Here is an 18,036-nt window from a genome sequence, read left to right as displayed (position 1 = left end):
CCGCTCCTCATCCGTCACCAAAACCAGCGCCTCCTCCGCCAAACAAAAAATCACCCTCAGCCGCCGCGAACGCCTCCCCACCTACGAAGCCCTCTCCGACCTCATCCGCAGCGGCATGTCCGCCGGCGAAGCCGTTCGCCTCCTTGCCCTTCGCCTCCAGCACCCCCGACTCCGCCACCTCTTCACCGACCTCTGGTCGCGCCTTGGCGAAGGCCAGAGCCTCTCCTCCGCCATGGCCGAACACCCTCAAGTCTTCGACCCCCAATCCATCAACCTCATCGCCGCCGGTGAAGCCACGGGCAACCTCCGCGAAGTCCTCGAACGCCTCATCACCCACTTCCGCGAACAGCGCGAACTCCGCGCCAAGATCGTCACCGCCATGTCGTATCCCCTCTTCATCTGCGGCCTGGCGGTCTGCGTCATCCTCTTCTTCCTTTTTTTCCTCCTCCCCCGCCTGCAATCCCTCCTCGGCTCCCTTGGCGGCGAACTCCCGCTGGCGACAAAAATCCTCGTCGGCACCTCCGAATTTCTCCTCCACTACGGCATCTTCGTCCTCATTGCCGGAGCCATTGCCGGATTCTTCTTCTGGCGCTGGCGCCGCACGGAAAAAGGCCGCCTTGAAAGCGACTCCCTGCTCCTGCGCCTGCCCATCGTCAAAGGCTACAATTCCCGGAGCACCGTCCTCAATTTCGCGCAAACCCTCGCCGTCCTCCTCGAAAACGGCATCACCACCGCCGACGCCCTCCGCCTCACCGAACGCACCGTGACCAACCTCGCCATGCGCGAACGCCTGCACGAATCGACCGACCGCGTCCTTGAAGGCGAAAGCCTCTCCAGCGCCCTGACGCGCACCGAAGTGTTCCCCTCCCTCATCCTCGACCGCCTTTCCGTGGCCGAGCAGACCGGCAACCTGGCTCCCGGCCTGCGCGACATTGCCCGCACCTGCCGGGCCGAATTGGAAAAGTGGCTGCAAACCTTCATGAAAGTGATCTCCGGCGGCGTGCTCGTGGTGGCCTTCAGCTTTGTGGCCTTCCTTGCCTACGCCATCGTCTCCGCCGTCTTCCAAGTCAGCGCCAGCTTGCGTTTCTGAGAGAGGCTGGGCGCTACCGCGCCGAAATTCCCCTCCCCCCCCCCCCCCCCGTAGAGCACATTGAATAAATTTGTAGCGATTACCTACCTGGTAGGGAGGCCTCTCCGAGGCCTCCGCCGTGCGTGGTGAGAGGATGCGAAACTCATAGATGGATGGAGCGTGGTTTCGGAGGCCTCGGAGAGGCCTCCCTACCAGGTATCAAATGGCTACAGTTTTAAACAGGCGAAGTCATCGAGTCCGGCCCCCAAAAAAACGTCCCGCTCCACTTGGCAAGCCTCCTGCTAAGGACACTTTCTCGTATGACGCTTATCATCCGGGACACACTGGTAAATCCACCAACGTGGTTCGCGTCCTTTCGCGACCTCACGCTCTACTGCAACATCTTCCTCAAAGATGACATCGTCATCGAATCCGAAGACCCCGACCCCTACGTGCGCTGGATGCGACCCCGCGGCGGCATGGACTTCGTGGAGGACTTCGTCCGACCCGGCAGCGAGGACGGCGTGCGCCTCGACACCGAGCACAACTACCCGCGCTCCGTGATCACCGACCGCATCGCCCCCGAGAACGTCCACCGCCTCATCGGCATGATCCGCGGCTGCCGCAGCTTGTGAGCATCGCCCGCGACGCGCAGGGGACGGCATTTTTGCCATCGCCCCTTGTGTTACATTGGCGTGACGAGGCACTTCTTACTGGTTTTGCGGCGCTGTCTGGCTACCGTGCAAATTCCTCGTTCCGAAATGCCTGCCAAGAAACGTCCAATTTCCCGCGCCAAAACACGCGCCCGCGCCACCGCCGCCGCCGCCAAGACTGGTGGCACCCGCGTGCTCACCCCGACACTCCACGCCGAGCCCATCGCACCGGTGCGCCACCCCGTCAAAACCGCCTACTTCAACCGTGAACTCTCGTGGCTGGCCTTCAACCGCCGCGTGCTCGACCAGGCGTTCAGCGAAAAACATCCGCTCTTCGAACGCATCAAGTTTCTCGCCATCGTTTCCAGCAACCTCGACGAATTTTTTGAAATCCGCGTCGCCGGCCTCATCCAGCAAGTCGAAAGCGGCGTCACCGAGCCCTCGTTCGACGGCCTCGGCCCCAAGGAGCAACTCCGCCGCATCCACTCCGTGGTCGCCTCGCTCGTGGAGGACCAATACCGATGCTGGCACCAGCAACTCCTGCCCGCGCTGGCTGGCGAAGGCATCGTTTTCAAAAACGCCAAGACCCTCACCCCCACCGAACTCGCCTGGGTGCGCACCTATTTCGAGGAGCAGGTTTACCCCGTCCTCACCCCGCTCGGCCTCGACCAGTCGCACCCCTTCCCCCAACTCGGCAACAAAACCCTCAACGTCGTCGTCTGCCTCGACGATCCCGATTCCCCTGAAGGCGCGGGCGGCGCGGGCGCCGGACGCCGCATCGTGATCCTGCCCGTGCCGCGCATCCTCCCGCGCTACGTCGCCATCGAGAACGCAGACAGCAACGGCAGCTCCCACATCTTCCTCTCCGAAATCATAAAACTCTGCGCCGGATCATTGTTCCCCGGATACACGATCAACAACGCCCATTCCTTCCGCGTCACCCGCAACAGCGACCTCTACATCGACGAGGAAGAGGCGGACAACCTCCTCAAGACCATCGAGGAGGAACTGCGCAACCTGCGTCGCGGCGCGGCCGTGCGCCTCGAAATCGAGGACGGCGTGGCGGACGACATCTTCAAGACCCTCTGCGATCACCTGTCATTGTCGCACGAATACGTTTTTCGTCTCAGCGGCGCGCCGATCAACCTGCTCCGCGTCATGAGCCTGGCGGACCTCGAGCGGCCCGACCTCAAGTATGTGCCGTTCACCCCCGCCGCCGTGTCCCCGCTGCGCGACACCGCCCGCATCTTCGACACCATCGACGCGCAGGACATCCTCCTGCATCACCCCTACGACAGCTTCCAGCCCGTGGTGGATTTTGTGACGCAAGCCGCGCGCGATCCCCGCGTCTTCGCCATCAAGCAGACGCTCTACCGCACCAGTGGCGACTCGCCCATTGTGCGCGCCCTCAGCGAAGCCTCGCACAATGGCAAGCAAGTCACCGCCCTCGTCGAGCTCAAGGCCCGCGGCGACGAGGCCAACAACATCCAGTGGGCGCGCCAGCTTGAGGAGGCCGGCGTGCACGTCGTTTACGGACTCATCGGCCACAAGACGCATTGCAAGTGCTCGCTCGTCGTGCGCCGCGAGGCCGGCGGACGCCTCCGCCGTTACGTCCATCTGGGCACCGGCAATTACAACCCGAAGACGGCGCGCCTCTACACCGACCTGAGTTATTTCACCGCGAGCGAGGACATCACCGCCGACACGGCCAACCTCTTCAATTCCCTCACCGGCTTCAGCCGCGCGCCCGAATTTGACCAGCTCCTCGTCGCCCCCTTCAGCCTGCACCGGCGTATCCAGGAACTCATTGCAGCGGAGACGGCCAATGCCGCCGCCGGACGCCCCGCGCGCATCTTTGCCAAGATGAATTCGCTCGTGGACAAGGCCACCATCGACTCCCTTTACGCCGCGTCGAGGGCGGGCGTGAAGATCGACCTCATCATCCGGGGCATCTGCTGCCTCGTCCCGGGCATTCGCGGACTGAGCGAGAACATCACGGTGCGCTCCATCGTGGGGCGTTACCTTGAACATGCCCGCGTGTTTTATTTCGAGAACGCCGGCGGCAGCGCCGATCCGGCGCAGGCGCAGCCGCTCATTTACGCGGGCAGCGCGGACTGGATGCCTCGCAATTTTTTCCGGCGCATCGAAGTGCTTTTCCCAATACGCGATCCGGCGTTGCGCCGCTGGGTTACGGACGAGTTGATCGCGATGGAGATGGCCGACAACGAATACGCCCGCGTGCTGCACTCCAGCGGAGCCTATCTGCCCGTGACGCGGGCGGCGGACGCGCTGCCATTTTCCGCGCAGTCCTATTTTGTCGCCGCCGCCAACCAGCGCATTTGCACCCTGCCAGAAGAGGCAAGCTGAGGGGGGGGGGGGGGCGTTCGGCGCGGTAGCGCCTGGGACCGCCGGCATCCTGCCGGCAGTTTTCACGCCGTATCCTCCGTGGCAAAAAATAATTTTTAGAATACCCTCTGTCTTCATTCGCGGTTGGTTTGTCTGCCTCGTTTTTTTCTCCGCGCCCCCGCGTCTCCGCGTGAAATATTCCGGAAGGGCGGACGTTTCACATCGTCGGCGGGGATTGGCAATAAAAGCCCGCCCACCTGAGATAAACGCGTGGAAGGTTTCAAAACCCTCTTGTCCACAGAAGGTGATCCACGCAAGGTGCCTGCTCCACATCCTGAATCAATAATGTCACAGCCCTACATCGTCATTATCGCCGGCGGCAAAGGGGAACGCTTCTGGCCCCAAAGCCGTGCCGCGTGTCCCAAACACCTCCTCCCCGTTGTCGGCGACAAGCCCCTGCTCGTCCAGACTCTCGACCGCGTCAAGCCGCTCGCACCGGCCAAAAACATCTACGTCATCACCAGCGCCGTGCAGGCCAAAGCCGTGCGCGCCGTGTGCAAAGGCATCCCCGCCGCCAACATCGTTGTCGAACCCGTGGGACGTGACACCGCCGCCGCCGTCGGACTTGCCGCCGCACTCGTCGGCGCACGCGACCCGCAGGGTGTATTCGCCGTGTTGCCCGCCGATCATGTCATTCACGATGACAAGGCTTATCAGACCGACCTCGCTGCCGCATTTGCCGCCGCTGCCGCAGACGACGTCATGGTTACCATTGGCATCACGCCCACCGAACCGGCCACCGGTTTTGGATACATCCAAAAAGGTGACGCTTGGAAAAATTTTGGCACCGGACGCGCCCGACGTCCCGTGTCGCGCGTGAAGCGGTTTGTCGAAAAACCGAAGCTCGAAGTCGCGCAACAGTATCTCGCCTCGGGCGACTATCTTTGGAACGCCGGCATGTTTGTGTGGAGCGTCCCCGTGGTGAACGCCGCCTTTGCCGCGCACGCGTCCGAACTCGACGCGGGGCTGCAAAAAATCCGCGCCGCCCTCGCCAAAAAATCGCCGCTCGATGCGACGCTCAAACGCATCTATCCGAAACTCCCGCGCATCTCGGTGGACTACGCATTGCTCGAAAAATCCACCAACGTCGTTGTGCTCCCGTCCTCCTTTGACTGGGACGATGTGGGTGCCTGGCCCGCCGTCTCCAAGCACTTCACGCCCGATGCCGCGGGCAACGTCACGCGCGGCCTCGCGATTGTGGAGCAGGGGCGCAACAACCTCGTGTTTGCCGACCAGGACGGCGGGGCAAAATCAAAGCACCTCGTAGCCGTTCTCGGAGCCGACGACCTCATCGTCGTTCACACGCCCGACGCCACGCTTGTCGTGCCCAAAGCCAAGGCGCAGGAAATCAAGGCGCTCCTCAAACGCGTCGAAACCCTCAAGAACGGCGCGAAGTGGCTGTGAAAAACAATGCGAACATGCAGTCAAGGAACCAAGGAGCGGCGGTCTCCAGGCCGCCGGACGTGGCACGGCTTGCCGTGCCACGCCATCAGAGACCCTCGTTGTTGGAAAGAGGCGACGCTGCGCGTCGTCCGGCGGCCTGGAGACCGCCGCTCCTTGTGATCCATGCGCGCACTCGGCATTGATTACGGCACCCGGCGGATCGGACTCGCTTATGGCGACGAACTTGGCATCGCCACGCCCATCCCGGCGCTGACCGACGCCGATCCCGCCAAGCGGCGCACGGCGCTGGCGGCAGTCGTCAAACAACGACGCATCACCGATCTTGTATTGGGTTATCCTTACAACATGGACGGCTCCGCGGGGTTCAAGGCAAAGGAGGTCGATGCGTTTGCCGAAAGTCTGCGCGCCGAGTTTGCGTTGCCGGTGCATCTGATCGACGAACGCCTCACTTCGCACATGGCGGAATCGGGCATGTCGCAAAAAAAACTCCGCGAAATTCGCAGCCAGGGGATTGTCGATTCACGGGCGGCGGCATTGATTTTGCAGGATTTTCTCGATCAGCGTTTTCCGCCTGCGCTTGGCGCCAGCTCGCCATGAACGCCGCTAGCACAACATCTGTATTTCAAGGGAGGGACTTGGCTGGCGCGTCAACACGTAGCACGCAGGCTTTTTTGGAGTGCGGTGATTTATCACCGCTTTTGACGGGCCGTTTCAACGGGCCGCCTGTTGGCACGCTGAAGCGTGCGGAACAAAGCGGCGATAAATCGCCGCACTCCAAAAAAACAGGAGCAAGCGGCGCTTCGCGCGTCACACAAGAAGACAGGCAAGACCTCCCGCCCTGCGCTACGCGCTGTCGCGTCAGCCCCTCCCCCCCCCCCCCCCCGTCCGCGCGTTGGAAGTGCACGGTGGCCTATGATGGCACGCATTTTTCGGGTTGGCAGAGCCAGCCGGATGGGAACGCCATCCAAGATCACCTCGAACGTCGGCTGGCGCGGATGTTGGGCGAATCGGTTCGCATTCATGGCAGCGGACGCACCGACGCGGGTGTTCATGCGCGGGCGCAGGTTTTCCATTTTGACGCGGCCTGGCGGCATGGACCGGAGCGTCTGCTGGCCGCGTTTCGTTCCGGGGGAGGGGAGGGGGGGGGAGGGGTGCCGTCTGGTATCCAGGTAACGGATGCACGTATCGTGTCCGCCGCGTTTCACGCCCGCTTCGACGCCACCGGCAAACGCTACACCTACGATCTGCATCACGGTGGTTTTGCCGACCCGTTTACGCAGGATTACTGCTGGTCGATCCCGCAAAAACTCGATGTCGTCGCCATGCGCGCTGCTGCCGCGCTGCTCGTGGGGAGACACGATTTTTGCGCGTTCAGCGCGCTCAGCGGCGAGGAGCGCGAAACCACCGTGCGCCACCTCACGCAACTCGACATCAGCGCGCGCGGGGCGCGCATCCGCATCACGGCTCGCGCCGATGGTTTTCTTTATCGCATGGTGCGCCGATTGGTCGGCGCGCTGGTGCATGCCGGTCTGGGCAAACTTACGCCCGGCGACATCGCGCAAATCCTCTCCGAAGCCCGTCGGACGCCACGCATCGAAACGGCCCCCGCCCACGGCCTGTTTCTCGACAGGGTTTTTTATGGCTGGGGACACTCATGACTCCATTACGACGGCTCGTCCGCGGTCTGGTTGATGTTGTGTTTCCTCCGCGTTGCGTGCATTGCCACGGGTTGGTGGAACACTCCTCCGCCCCGGATGCGTCGCAGCCGCTACGCCATGTTTGCCTCAAGTGCGCGCCGTTCATCCGCCGCGTGCAGCCGCCGCATTGCACGACGTGCGGCCATCCGTTTTTTGGCGAGGTCGAGGGCGAGCATATCTGTGAACATTGCGAGGGGCTGCACCCCGAATTCAACGCCGGGCGCACTGCCGTCCTGTTTCGCGGCCCGGCGCGTTCGCTCGTCCATGAACTCAAATACCAGCATGGGCTTCATGTGCTGAACGACATCGAGACGATCATGCGCGGGCACGCCTACATGACCGATTTTCTACGCGGCGCCACGCTCGTGCCGGTGCCGTTGCATCCGCGCAAGGAGCGCGAACGAGGTTACAACCAGAGCGCCCTGCTCGCCCGGTGTTTTGCCCGTGCCGCCGCCGCCGCATCCGGCCCGGCGGACGCGCCGCCTGTTGTCGCCCCGCTGCTGCGGCGGGTGATCGACACCCAAACGCAAACGAATCTCGACCGCGCCGCCCGCCGGGCGAACCTCAAAAACGCGTTTGCACTGGTCTCCGGCGCGTCCATAAACCCGGCCCAGCATTACATCCTCATTGATGACGTTTTTACAACCGGATCGACCCTTAACGCCTGCGCCCGCGTCTTGCGACGCGCAGGGGCATTGAATCTCGACGTCGTTACATTTGGTCACGGTTAATCGCCTCCTCCGCCATGTCGCTCTTCAGCAAGCCGAAGTATTCCACCGTTGTTGTTAAGAAAAAAGACATCCCCAAGGGCCTCTGGACCAAGTGTCCGGTCTCGGGGGAAGTCGTTTTCAACAAGGAGCTTGAGGCCAATCTCATGGTCGTGCCCAAGTCCGGCTACCATTTTCCGCTCGGCGCGCGCGAACGCATCGCGTCGCTTTTTGATCCGGGCTCATTCGTGGAAATGTTTTCCGACGTCCGCTCTGCCGATCCGCTCCATTTTGTCGATTCGCAGCCGTATCCCGAGCGCATCAAGAAGTATGAACGCGAGAGCGGTCTGCCCGAGGCCGTTATTTGCGGCACGGGGCAGATTCACGAGATCGAGGTGTCGGTGGCCGTGATGGATTTTCGGTTTTGCGGCGGGGCGATGGGCTCGGCGGCGGGCGAAAAAATCACCCGCGCCATCGAACTCGCCACCCGCAAGGAGATCCCCTGCATCATCTTCAGCGCCTCCGGCGGCGCGCGCATGCAGGAGGGGATATTTTCGCTCATGCAGATGGCCAAGACCAGCGCCGCGCTCGGCCGGCACGCGCAGGCGCGTCTGCCCTACCTCTCCGTGCTCACGCACCCGACGATGGGCGGCGTGACGGCCAGCTTCGCCACGCTGGGGGACGTCAATATCGCCGAGCCCGGCGCCTTGATCGGCTTTGCCGGCGCGCGCGTCATCAAGGACACCGTGAAACAGACGTTGCCTCCGGATTTCCAGACCGCCGAGTTTTTGCAATCGAAGGGGTTGATTGACTTGATCGTCAACCGGCTGGAAATGCGCGAGCGGTTGCGCGACGTGCTGACCGCGCTCTACGTGAAAAAGAAGAACGGAGTCCGCTCTGGCGGGCGGTAAGCGTGAGCAATCATCACCACTCCGACTACGCTGCCGCGCAGGAATATCTGTTCGGGATGAAGGCCCGCGGGGTCTCGTTTGGCATCGACCGGATGCGCGAGTTTGCCGCCGCCCTCGGGCATCCCGAGCGCGCCATGCCCGTCATCCATGTGGCGGGCACCAATGGCAAGGGCTCCGTCGCCGCGATGATCGAGTCGATCCTGCGCGCGGCGGGACTGCGCACCGGTCTCTACACGTCGCCGCATCTGATCCGTCTCGGCGAACGGGTGCAGGTGGACCGCGTGCCGCTGACGGAGGCGGAAATCGTCCGCTATGTGGAGGAACTGCGTCCCGTGGCGGAGCGCATCGGCGCGGCGTCGGCGGAGGCGATGCCGAGTTTTTTTGAGTTCATGACGGCGATGGCGTTTTTGCAGTTTTCGCGTCGGCGTTGCGACGTGGCGATCATCGAAGTCGGTCTCGGCGGACGGCTTGATGCGACCAACATCGTGGAGCCTGTTATGTCGGTCATCACGTCCATCGGACTCGATCACTGCGAGATGCTGGGCAACACCCTCGAAAGCATCGCCGCCGAGAAGGCCGGCATCATCAAGCCCGGCGTGCCCGTTGTGCTCGGCCGCCTGCCCGCCGCCGCCGAGCGCGTGGTGCGCGAGATCGCCGCCCGGCAGCACCCCGAGCCGAGTCCGGTGATGAGCGTTGCCGAACTTTGGGGCGACGACTTGAAGCGTTACCCCGGCACCAATCTCGAAGGCGATTACCAGCGCATCAACGCCGCCACCGCCATGCTCACCGCTGGCGCCTGGCTTGGTGAGCGTCTCACGGAGGACGCCCTCTCGCGTGGTCTGGGCAGTGTCAACTGGCCCGGACGCTGGGAGCGCACGCAGGTCGGAGGACGCCTGCTCATCCTCGACGCTTCGCACAATTCCGAGGGAGCCCAGATCCTCGCCACCAATCTGGCGGCACTGCGTGCGGAACTGGATGCGCAGGGGGGGGGGGGGGGGGGGAGACAGCGCATGGTCTTCATCACCGGCGTGCTGGGCGCGGCGCGCGCACAACCCTTGCTGGAGACAATCGCTCACTACGCCGCCGAGATTCACCTCGTGGTGCCGCAGCAGGCGCGGGCGTGTTCGTTCGAGGAACTGGAGGCGTTGGTGCCCGCAGGTTTCACGACGGGCGGCGGCATCGTGAGACGCGCCACGGTGGAGGCATTGTTCCCCGCGCCCGGCGAATGCGCCGTCGGCGGGCCGGACGATGTCGTGGTGGTGACGGGGTCCATCTATCTGCTCGGAGAAGTGATGACCCGCCTCAACGCCGGCGGTGGTCCGGGCGAAGGACGCTTGCAGGATTTTTGAGGGCGTGGGTGGATGTTTGTTTTTTTCTCTCATCCATAGCCAGCTCCTCTCGCCCTTTGCCTCCCTCATTCATCCATGACCGCTCGCTCGCGCCTTTCCGCCCGGCTGATTCCTATTGCGCTCCTGATTGTCGCCATGACTTCGATCCAGTCAGGCGCGTCGCTGGCCAAACAATTATTTCCTGTTGTCGGCGCTCAGGGGACCACGGCGCTGCGGCTTGGTTTTGGGGCGATCATCCTTGTCGCCGTGTTGCGTCCGTGGCGGGAGTGGCGGGGCTTTGGTTCGTGGAAGGCGTTGCTGGGTTACGGCGTGTCTCTGGGGTTGATGAACCTGCTCTTCTACATGTCGGTGCGCACGGTGCCGCTCGGCATCGCCGTGGCGCTTGAGTTTACCGGCCCGCTGGCGCTGGCGATGTGCGCATCCCGGCGTTGGGTGGATTTTGTGTGGATCGCGCTCGCGGTCACGGGCGTGCTGCTCCTGCTTCCTCTCGGTGGGCGGGTGGGCGCCCTTGATCCAAAAGGGGCGGGTCTGGCTCTTGTGGCGGGCCTGTGCTGGGCGCTCTACATAATTTTTGGTCAGCGGGCCGGGGCTGCGCACGGGGCGCAGACGGCGGCGATCGGGGGCGTTGTCGCCGCCATCGTTGCGGTGCCCGTCGGAGTGGCGCACGCGGGCGGCGCGCTGCTCTCACCGGCACTCATCCCGGTCGCCTTGGGCGTGGCCGTTCTCTCCACGGCATTGCCCTATACGCTCGAAATGATGGCGATGACACGCCTGCCGGCCCGGACTTTTGGTGTCTTGATGAGCATCGAACCGGCGCTTGGTGCGCTGGCGGGCATGCTTTTTTTGGGAGAATTGCTCACTCCCACCCAATGGGCGGCCATCGGTGCGATCATTCTGGCCTCGGCGGGCAGCACGGCGACCGCCGCACCCAAACCAGTCGCGCCGATCCCAGATTAAACGATGCTTCTTGCTCTTCGGATTGGATCCTCGTCCACGTGTTTATGGGGCGGGTTTGGCGGCGGTGAAAAAAGCGCGTTTTTTGTGCTTGTTTTTCACTTTTGCCCTAATGACTCTGCGCCCCTCCTTGCCACCTTCCAGCCCACAATCCGCGTGACTCACTGAATTTAGCACAAATTTGCTTTCGTGATTTGACTCAATTCGCACGAGGGTTTTTGGCTCCCCGCGAACCTACTGCAAAAAACACATTATGGCCAACTCCTCCAACCTCCTCGACTGGTGCCTCGTCCGACTCGGCGAAGATCATAACTGGTGGGTAGAAGAAGTCAGTGACTCAGTCCGCTGGGACGTCGATGGTCTCAGCATCATCGATCCCCGACAGGTCGCTCACCTCCTCGAACTCGTCGAGCCTCTCCGCGACTACGGTTTTGACGAAGATTTGTTGGAGGCTGCGTTTATTCCGTTCCGCATCGAACGCGATGCCGGCGACGGGCGGGTGCGCCTCAAGCGCGTGAAGGATTCCATCGTGGAATCCGACGAAAAACTTTTCGCCCTGCCCGACGTGATGGATGAGGAAAACGGCCCTTACGCCGACCTCCTCGACCACGTCACCAAGTGCCGCGTCAAGCTTCTCAACGATATCTTCGAATTTGAGTCCAAGCTCACCGTCGATGAAGTCGAAGACGAGCTTCGTGAGGAGCAGAATGCCAGCTTCATCGAGGGCAAGGCCATCCATTGCTTTGACGAACTGTGTGCCATCCTTGAATACACGCCCGCCGGCTGGGATGCCGACGCCGATGGTGACGAGCGTGCCGTCAGCGAGGAAGACATCGACGACGAGGATCTGCCCGAGATCGACGATGCCGACGAAGAGGCCCTCAAAGGCGACGAATCCCTCAAGTGGGATGAAGACGAAGAGTCGGAAGACGATGAGGACTCGGAAAACGAGGACGGGAAGTCCGAGGACGACGAGGCGGAGGATGACTCGGACGACGAGGATGAAGATGGCGGAGGCCGGAAGCGTCCCAGCCCGAAAGGTGGGAGCAGCCGTAGCGGCAAGCGCAAGTAAGCCCAGGCACCTCCCCCCCCCCCCCCGGGGGGGGCGAAGCAACGCCTTCGTTGCCCGGTTTTGTTAGAGCATTTTAAGTTGAGATGTAGCCGTCATCTTAACGGTAGGGAGGCCTTTGTGCCCTCTGCCGAGGGCAGCCCTTCGGGCCATCGCCTCCGGCGATGCCATCTCCGCGCTGCTGCGCTCCGTCCGAGGCCTCCGAAACCACGCTCCGTCTACTTATGAATTTCGCCTTCTCACACCACGCACGGCGGAGGCCTCGGAGAGGCCTCCCTACCAGGTATCAAATGGCTACAGCTTAAATGAAACTGCTCTAAGCATGAGCGGAGACCTTTACCGGTCTCCGTTTTTTTGTGCGTGGTGCGATGGTTTTGTTGACGAACCAAGAATCAAAACCGCCGTTCCTCGTTTTTACGTTCAGGCGGGTTGGGCGGCGGCGAGTTGCTGGGCGTCGCGGGTGCTCGTGACTACGTGATCGACGAGGCCGTAGTCCTTGGCTTCCTGCGCGCTCAGGTAGTAGTCGCGGTCGGAGTCTTTATCGACTTGCTCGGGCGTCTTGCCGGTGTGGCGGGCAATGGTCTCGCTGAGCGTGCGGCGCCAGCGAAGGATTTCCTTGGCGGCAATGGTGATGTCCGCCGCCTGTCCGCCGGCTCCACCGCTGGGTTGGTGGATCATGACGCGGCTGTTGGGGAGCGCGAAGCGCTTGCCCTTGGTGCCGGCAGAGAGGAGCACGGTCGCCATGCTGGCGGCCTGGCCGACGCAGTAGGTCACCACGTCGCATTGCAGGAAGTTGATCGTGTCGTAGATCGCCATGCCTCCGGTCACCACGCCGCCGGGTGAGTTGATGTAGAGGTGGATGTCCTTTTTCGGGTCCTCCATTTGCAGGAACAGCAACTGGGCGATGACCACGTTGGCCACGCCGTCGTCAATCGGGGTGCCGATGAAGATGATGCGGTCTTTGAGGAGGCGCGAATAGATGTCCATCGACCGCTCTCCGCGGCCGGTGTTTTCAAGGACGATGGGAACGTAATAGCTCACGATGTGGTGTCGGTTGGCGGTGCGTTGGTGTGTGTGAATCGAGTCCACCCCGCCTCAGGCCGTTCAGGCCTTGGCGGGATTGGTCGTCACGGTAGCCTTGGAGACAACCAATTCAAGCGACTTGTCGAAAAGGATGCCTTGCTGGATGGACTGGAGGCGGTCGCGGTTCTGGGTGAGTTCCTTGACGATTTTCTCCGGGCGCTGGCCGGTGCGCATGGCTTGCTGGTAGAGGTAGGAGTCGATGTCGCGCTCGGTGACTTTGAGTTCTTCCTTGGCGGCGATTTTGCTGAGGATGATCTGGGTCTTGACGCGGGTGACGGCCACTTTGCGGGCGCCTTCGTAGAGTTCTTTTTTGTTTTCCTCGAATTGCTCGGGAGTGGCGCCGCGGCGGAGGTTGTCCTCCATGAAGTTGCGGAGGGTGTTCTGGGTCTCGGCTTCGATGAGGCTGAGGGGAATCTCGAACTCGACTTTGGAGCAGAGGGCTTCGGCCACCTGGCGGCGCTGGTCGTTGCGGTTGGCGTTCTCCTTGCGGGCGGTGAGTTGCTTGCGGAGGTTGTCCTTGAGGGCGTCGAGGGTCTCAACCTGGTGGGCTTTGAGGAATTCTTCGTTGATTTCGGGGAGGACGCGTTCGCGGATTTCCTGCACGGTGACGGCGTAGGTGACGGTCTTGCCGGCGAGGGCGGGGACGGCGGCGAAGTCGGCGGGGAAGGTGATGGGGATGTCCTTCTTGTCGTCTTTGGCGAGGCCGGCGAGGTGTTTGCCGAGGCCGGGGATGAGGCCGTCGTGCGCGCCTTCGACTTCTTCCCAGGTCTGGGGGACGGAGGCGTAGATTTGCTTGTCGCCAACGAGTTCGAGGGCGGGTTTGCCGTCCACGGTGCCTTCGTAGGAGAGTTTTACGTAGTCGCTTTTTTGCGCGGGATGTTCGGCGACTTTGAAGTCGGCGCGTTCGGCGCGGAGGTTTTGGAGGAGTTCCTCGACTTCGGCGTCGGTGGCGTCGGTGGGCTGGATGGTGGTGGGGAGGCCGGTGTAGTCGGGGAGGTCGAAGGTGGGTTCGACGTCAACGGTGAGGGTGAGCGTGGCGGGGGCGTCGGCGGCGATGGTGTCGCCTCCTTCGATGTTGATGAGCTGGATGACCTGAAGTTTTTGTTTTTCGAGTCCTTCGCGGTAGGACTTGGAGAGGATTTTTTGCTTCAGTTCGTCGTCAATGTGCTTGGCGTAGCGCTTCTCGATCATGGCAGCGGGGGCCTTGCCGGGGCGAAAACCGGGGAGGCGCACGGAGCGGGAGATCTCGGCGACGACGGCCTTGCGTTCGGCGGCGATTTCGGCGGCGTCGAGAGAGACGACGAGTTTCTTGCGGGTGGCGGAGACGTCTTGGACTTCGATGTTCACAGGTAGAAAGTGCGTGAAAGCTGATTTTAAGTGTAGAAACGGAGCACGCTACGCGGCGGGATTTACGACGGTCAATGCCCGATTCGACAGGGATTCACGGGCGCGTGGTCATGCGCCGGGCAATGGCGTGGAGCGCCGGGTGGCGGCGGGCAGGAAGCTCAGGGCGATGAGGATGAGCTGGCTGAGAAAAAAGAGGCCGAGGGCGACGGCGCCTTTTTCCGTGAATCCGTAACTGTGCAGTCCGACGCCGAGGAGGTTGGTGCCAAACCAGCTCCAGCCGGTGATGATGTTGCCGATGAGGGCGAGGTTCATGAGGCCGCGTTGCCGGACCAGGCCGCCCCAGCGGGCGTGCAGGATGACGGCGTTCCAGAGGACGATCATGAGGGCGCCGTTTTCCTTGGGGTCCCAGCCCCAGAAGCGGCCCCAGGACTGGTCGGCCCAGATGCCGCCGAGGATGGTGCCGACCATGCTGAAGAGGGTGGCGAAGCAGACGATGCCGTAAACCATGCCGGCAAGGTTGCGGTCCAACGCGGGGTTGAGCAGGCGCGGGGTGAGGGCGAGGACAACGTGGAGCGCGGCGAGGCCGCCGGCCACGAAGGTGGCGGAGTAGCCGATGGTCACGATGATGACATGGGTCGCCAGCCAGAAGTTGGAATCGAGGACGGCGCGCATCATTTCGAGGGTGTCGCCGCTGAGCGAGAGGTAGTGGGCAATGACGAGGGTGGCGAAGCCGATGAGGCCGGCAACGGCGGTGCCGATGGCGCTGGCGGTGCGGGATTCGGAGCCGCCGGACGTGGAGCGGGATCGGGGGCGTGATCGTCCATAAAACCACTCCAGCGCGAGGCAAAGGAGCACCGCGCCCCAGCCGATGAAGACGGCGGAGGAGTAGAGGTTGGTGACGGGCGGACGGCCTTCGAGCCACATGCGGATGGCGATGCCGGCGGTGGAGGTGAGCCAGGCAAGCAGGGCCAGCAAAAAGGCGGAGAGACCGAGGGCGCGGGGCCAGCGGAGCCAGGAGAGGATGGCGAGGAGGAAGGCGGCGACGTAGAGGACGGTGCTGGTGTAGAAGGGGGCGGCGGAGTTGAAGCGGGTTTCGATGTCGCTCTTGCGCAGTTCGGGCGAGTAACGGGTGTCGAGGGCTTCGCGGTAGAGGCGAAGGATGGTGTTGAACGAGTCGGGTTGTCCGGCGCGCCAGGCGTGGGCAAGGCCGGCCCAGGTGAGGGCGGCGGGGTTGATCTGGCCGGTGTCGAAGATTTCGAGGAGGGAGGCGCCGGTTTTTTTCCAGACGAAGCGGCGGTCATCTTCTCCGGCAGGGGGGGGGGGGGGGGGGAGGGATGCGCTGGCGGGTGAAGGAGTCGGGGGGATGGCGAGGAGGTTGCCGAAGTCGGCCATGAGTTGGAAGCGGCGGGTGAGGTCGAGCACGCGGCGGGCGGCGTCGGCGTCGTGGGGCTGCTGGTTGACTTGGGCGCGGACGGCGGCGACGTCGGTGTGGAGGTTTTGTTGCAGGGTGGTGAGCGCGGCGAGCCAGTCGGTGGAGGCGGGGTCGATGAGGCTGTATTTGATTTGTTGGTACAGGGTGATGTTGCTGTAAAGCTGCGTGGCGGCGTGCTGGAAGGGGGTGCGCTGTTTGGCCTCGATGTCGCGGGCGAGTTGGAACTGGCGTTCGAGGTCGGGGAGGCGGGTTTCGAGTTGCTGGAAGGAGTAGCGTTTGCCGCCGTCGCCGTCGTCGGTCGTCACGTGCATGAGGGCAAGGAGTTCGGGATGGGTGATCTCGAAGGTTTTGAGGATGTCGGCGCGGGCGGAGTCGAAAACGAGGCAGGCGAGCCATTCGGAGGGGGAGATCGAGCGGCGGGTGTCCGCGCCGTCGGCGTGCGCGCCGGGGATGGCGGGGGAGGGGAGCGCGACGCGCTGGCGGCCCTGGAGCTGGAGCAGGGTGGTGCGGGCCACGGTATCCAGAGGTTTGATACGCCCGTTCTTGACGACGGGGAGGCGGCCAAAGGCGGCGAGGTCGTATCCGTTTTGCGGTGACGGCGTGCGCAGGGTGGAGCCGAGCCAGGCGAGGGCGGGGAGTAAACAGAGGACAGCGGCCAGAGGCCAGAGGACTGGTTTCGGCTGCGAGGGGCGCTGGGGGGGGGGGCGGTGCCCGGTGTCGGGTAGCCGGCGTCCGCTGTCTTCTGCGTCGCGCTTGCGAACGAAGGCGACGAGGTGGATGCCGAACTGGATCAGAAGACCGGCGGAGAGCAGGGCGCAGGAGATGTAGGGGATCATCCAGCCGGGGTTGCGCACGACTTGGAGGATGGTGGTGCGGTCGTTGTTGTCGTAACCTTGCTGATACAGGGTGAGCCCGCCGTGGCGCAGGGGGTTGTTCATGTAGATGAGCACTTCGCGGTCGTCGCCGCGGGCGGGGTCGGTGAGGCGGAGGTGGCTGGAAAAGTTTTTGGGAATGTCGGTGCCGATGTAGGTGTCGTGTTTGAAGTCGATGAGGGTGAGCGACCAGGGTTTGTATTCGCGCTTGAAGCGCATGTGCAGGCGCCAGGTGCGGCCTTCGTATTCGAAGGTCTGGGGTTCGATGAGCCAGGCGGAGAGGAGCCAGACGCCGAGCGAGCCTTGGTTGCCGGGGCCGCGCAGTTCGACGAGGGCGGAGGGGAGGTTGCGTGCGTTTTCCTTGTGGGTGAGGGGCTGGGGGAAGAGGGCGAGGCGGGTGCCGATGTCGCGCGTGGCGCCGGAGGGCGGTGGCTGCGGTTGTGCCGCGGCGGAGTCGCGCATTTGGAGGGCGGAATTGGGGTAGTATTGCAGGACGTTGAGCGTGAAGGGGAGGCCGGGGTGCTGGAGGGGGGCGCGGCCACGGGCGCGGGCGAGGAGGGGGGCGGGGAGGGCGGTCACGGTGTCGGTGTCGGGCGCGGTGGCGTCGATCACGGCGAGTTCCACGTCGCGGGCGCTTTCGGAGTAGTTTTTCGTTTCTCCTTCATCGAGGCGCATCTGGAATTCCTCCTGCGCGATGCCGGTGAATAGTTCCCCGAGGAGGAGCAGGATGAGGCCGGCGTGAGTGATGAGAATGCCGGTTTTTTTGAGGGTAAACTTGAAGCGGCAGATGTAGGTGGTGACGAGGTTGATGAGGAGCAGTCCGCCGATGAAGTAGCCGCCGGGGAAAACTGGCGCAGGGAAGCCCTTGATCTCGTGCAGGACGATGAAGCTGCGAAACCATTTTTCCTGCACCGCCCAGATGCCGAGGTGGACTTGGTCGAGCGTGGCGAAGAGCACCAGCAGGATGGAGAGCGTGAGCAGGGCAACCGTGAGCTTGAGCGAGGTGAAGAAGCGGACGAATTCCTGAACGTGAGAGGCGGGTTTCGACATGGCGCGCTGAGTGTGTGGGCGGGAGATGGCGGG

General features: G+C 63.2%; 14 protein-coding genes. 11 read left to right on the top strand and 3 right to left on the bottom strand.

The features are described from left to right. The 11 genes from OBACDRAFT_RS23325 to OBACDRAFT_RS23275 all read left to right on the top strand — a co-directional run. Positions 1-1,090, top strand: a 1,090-nt coding sequence (locus OBACDRAFT_RS23325) for a type II secretion system F family protein (protein ID WP_052362448.1), incomplete at its 5' end; no start/stop codon positions are given. Positions 1,091-1,389: 299 nt separating this feature from the next. Beyond that, a complete protein-coding gene (locus tag OBACDRAFT_RS23320; protein WP_043589412.1) occupies positions 1,390-1,704 on the top strand; it encodes a hypothetical protein in 315 nt (104 codons plus the stop codon). Positions 1,705-1,830: 126 nt separating this feature from the next. Beyond that, positions 1,831-4,089: a polyphosphate kinase 1 gene (gene ppk1 / locus OBACDRAFT_RS23315; RefSeq protein WP_081722305.1), complete on the top strand. Its 2,259-nt coding sequence runs from the start codon at positions 1,831-1,833 to the stop codon at positions 4,087-4,089. 324 nt (positions 4,090-4,413) lie between these two features. Continuing rightward, complete coding sequence (locus OBACDRAFT_RS23310; protein ID WP_043589410.1) at positions 4,414-5,532, top strand: mannose-1-phosphate guanylyltransferase; 1,119 nt, start codon at positions 4,414-4,416, stop codon at positions 5,530-5,532. A gap of 162 nt (positions 5,533-5,694) precedes the next feature. Continuing rightward, positions 5,695-6,129, top strand: a complete 435-nt coding sequence (gene ruvX / locus OBACDRAFT_RS23305; RefSeq protein ID WP_043589408.1) for a Holliday junction resolvase RuvX — start codon at positions 5,695-5,697, stop codon at positions 6,127-6,129. After that, the gene (truA, locus tag OBACDRAFT_RS23300) at positions 6,126-7,190 is read left to right on the top strand and encodes a tRNA pseudouridine(38-40) synthase TruA (RefSeq protein WP_081722304.1); all 1,065 of its coding nucleotides are present in this window, start codon (positions 6,126-6,128) and stop codon (positions 7,188-7,190) included. Before ruvX ends, truA begins: the two co-directional genes overlap by 4 nt. Then, the gene (locus OBACDRAFT_RS23295) at positions 7,187-7,960 is read left to right on the top strand and encodes a ComF family protein (protein WP_043589407.1); all 774 of its coding nucleotides are present in this window, start codon (positions 7,187-7,189) and stop codon (positions 7,958-7,960) included. Before truA ends, OBACDRAFT_RS23295 begins: the two co-directional genes overlap by 4 nt. Before the next feature lie 14 nt (positions 7,961-7,974). Beyond that, entirely contained in the window at positions 7,975-8,847 is an 873-nt protein-coding gene (gene accD, locus OBACDRAFT_RS23290) for an acetyl-CoA carboxylase, carboxyltransferase subunit beta (protein ID WP_043589405.1), read from the top strand. A 2-nt stretch (positions 8,848-8,849) separates the two neighbouring features. Further along, the gene (locus tag OBACDRAFT_RS23285; RefSeq protein WP_043589404.1) at positions 8,850-10,196 is read left to right on the top strand and encodes a bifunctional folylpolyglutamate synthase/dihydrofolate synthase; all 1,347 of its coding nucleotides are present in this window, start codon (positions 8,850-8,852) and stop codon (positions 10,194-10,196) included. A gap of 75 nt (positions 10,197-10,271) precedes the next feature. Further along, the gene (rhtA, locus tag OBACDRAFT_RS23280; RefSeq protein WP_043589402.1) at positions 10,272-11,153 is read left to right on the top strand and encodes a threonine/homoserine exporter RhtA; all 882 of its coding nucleotides are present in this window, start codon (positions 10,272-10,274) and stop codon (positions 11,151-11,153) included. 250 nt (positions 11,154-11,403) lie between these two features. Further along, on the top strand, positions 11,404-12,222 hold the full coding sequence (locus OBACDRAFT_RS23275; protein WP_081722302.1) for a hypothetical protein: 819 nt from the start codon (positions 11,404-11,406) through the stop codon (positions 12,220-12,222). A gap of 417 nt (positions 12,223-12,639) precedes the next feature. On the opposite strand, the gene OBACDRAFT_RS23270 is transcribed toward OBACDRAFT_RS23275, so the two are convergent. The 3 genes from OBACDRAFT_RS23270 to OBACDRAFT_RS30330 all read right to left on the bottom strand — a co-directional run bounded on the left by OBACDRAFT_RS23270 (position 12,640) and on the right by OBACDRAFT_RS30330 (position 18,003). Beyond that, on the bottom strand, positions 12,640-13,260 hold the full coding sequence (locus OBACDRAFT_RS23270; protein ID WP_043589427.1) for an ATP-dependent Clp protease proteolytic subunit: 621 nt from the start codon (positions 13,258-13,260) through the stop codon (positions 12,640-12,642). 63 nt (positions 13,261-13,323) lie between these two features. Then, positions 13,324-14,649 carry a trigger factor gene (tig, locus tag OBACDRAFT_RS23265; protein ID WP_043589401.1) on the bottom strand — a complete coding sequence of 442 codons (1,326 nt, stop codon included), beginning with the start codon at positions 14,647-14,649 and terminating at the stop codon, positions 13,324-13,326. A gap of 108 nt (positions 14,650-14,757) precedes the next feature. Then, entirely contained in the window at positions 14,758-18,003 is a 3,246-nt protein-coding gene (locus tag OBACDRAFT_RS30330; protein WP_232767663.1) for a cytochrome c biogenesis protein, read from the bottom strand. Positions 18,004-18,036: the final 33 nt, after the last annotated feature.

It is taken from the genome of Geminisphaera colitermitum TAV2, from assembly GCF_000171235.2.
In the GTDB taxonomy this organism is placed as follows: domain Bacteria; phylum Verrucomicrobiota; class Verrucomicrobiia; order Opitutales; family Opitutaceae; genus Geminisphaera; species Geminisphaera colitermitum.
This window is presented reverse-complemented; position numbering and strand designations above follow the sequence as displayed.

Excerpts from the sequence above, each read along its gene's own strand:
- OBACDRAFT_RS23275 (WP_081722302.1), top strand. The coding sequence starts at position 11,404 with ATGGCCAACTCCTCCAACCTCCTCGACTGGTGCCTCGTCCGACTCGGC.
- OBACDRAFT_RS30330 (WP_232767663.1), bottom strand. The coding sequence starts at position 18,003 with ATGTCGAAACCCGCCTCTCACGTTCAGGAATTCGTCCGCTTCTTCACC.
- ppk1 (WP_081722305.1), top strand. The coding sequence starts at position 1,831 with ATGCCTGCCAAGAAACGTCCAATTTCCCGCGCCAAAACACGCGCCCGC.
- truA (WP_081722304.1), top strand. The coding sequence starts at position 6,126 with ATGAACGCCGCTAGCACAACATCTGTATTTCAAGGGAGGGACTTGGCT.
- OBACDRAFT_RS23295 (WP_043589407.1), top strand. The coding sequence starts at position 7,187 with ATGACTCCATTACGACGGCTCGTCCGCGGTCTGGTTGATGTTGTGTTT.
- rhtA (WP_043589402.1), top strand. The coding sequence starts at position 10,272 with ATGACCGCTCGCTCGCGCCTTTCCGCCCGGCTGATTCCTATTGCGCTC.
- ruvX (WP_043589408.1), top strand. The coding sequence starts at position 5,695 with ATGCGCGCACTCGGCATTGATTACGGCACCCGGCGGATCGGACTCGCT.
- OBACDRAFT_RS23310 (WP_043589410.1), top strand. The coding sequence starts at position 4,414 with ATGTCACAGCCCTACATCGTCATTATCGCCGGCGGCAAAGGGGAACGC.
- OBACDRAFT_RS23320 (WP_043589412.1), top strand. The coding sequence starts at position 1,390 with ATGACGCTTATCATCCGGGACACACTGGTAAATCCACCAACGTGGTTC.
- accD (WP_043589405.1), top strand. The coding sequence starts at position 7,975 with ATGTCGCTCTTCAGCAAGCCGAAGTATTCCACCGTTGTTGTTAAGAAA.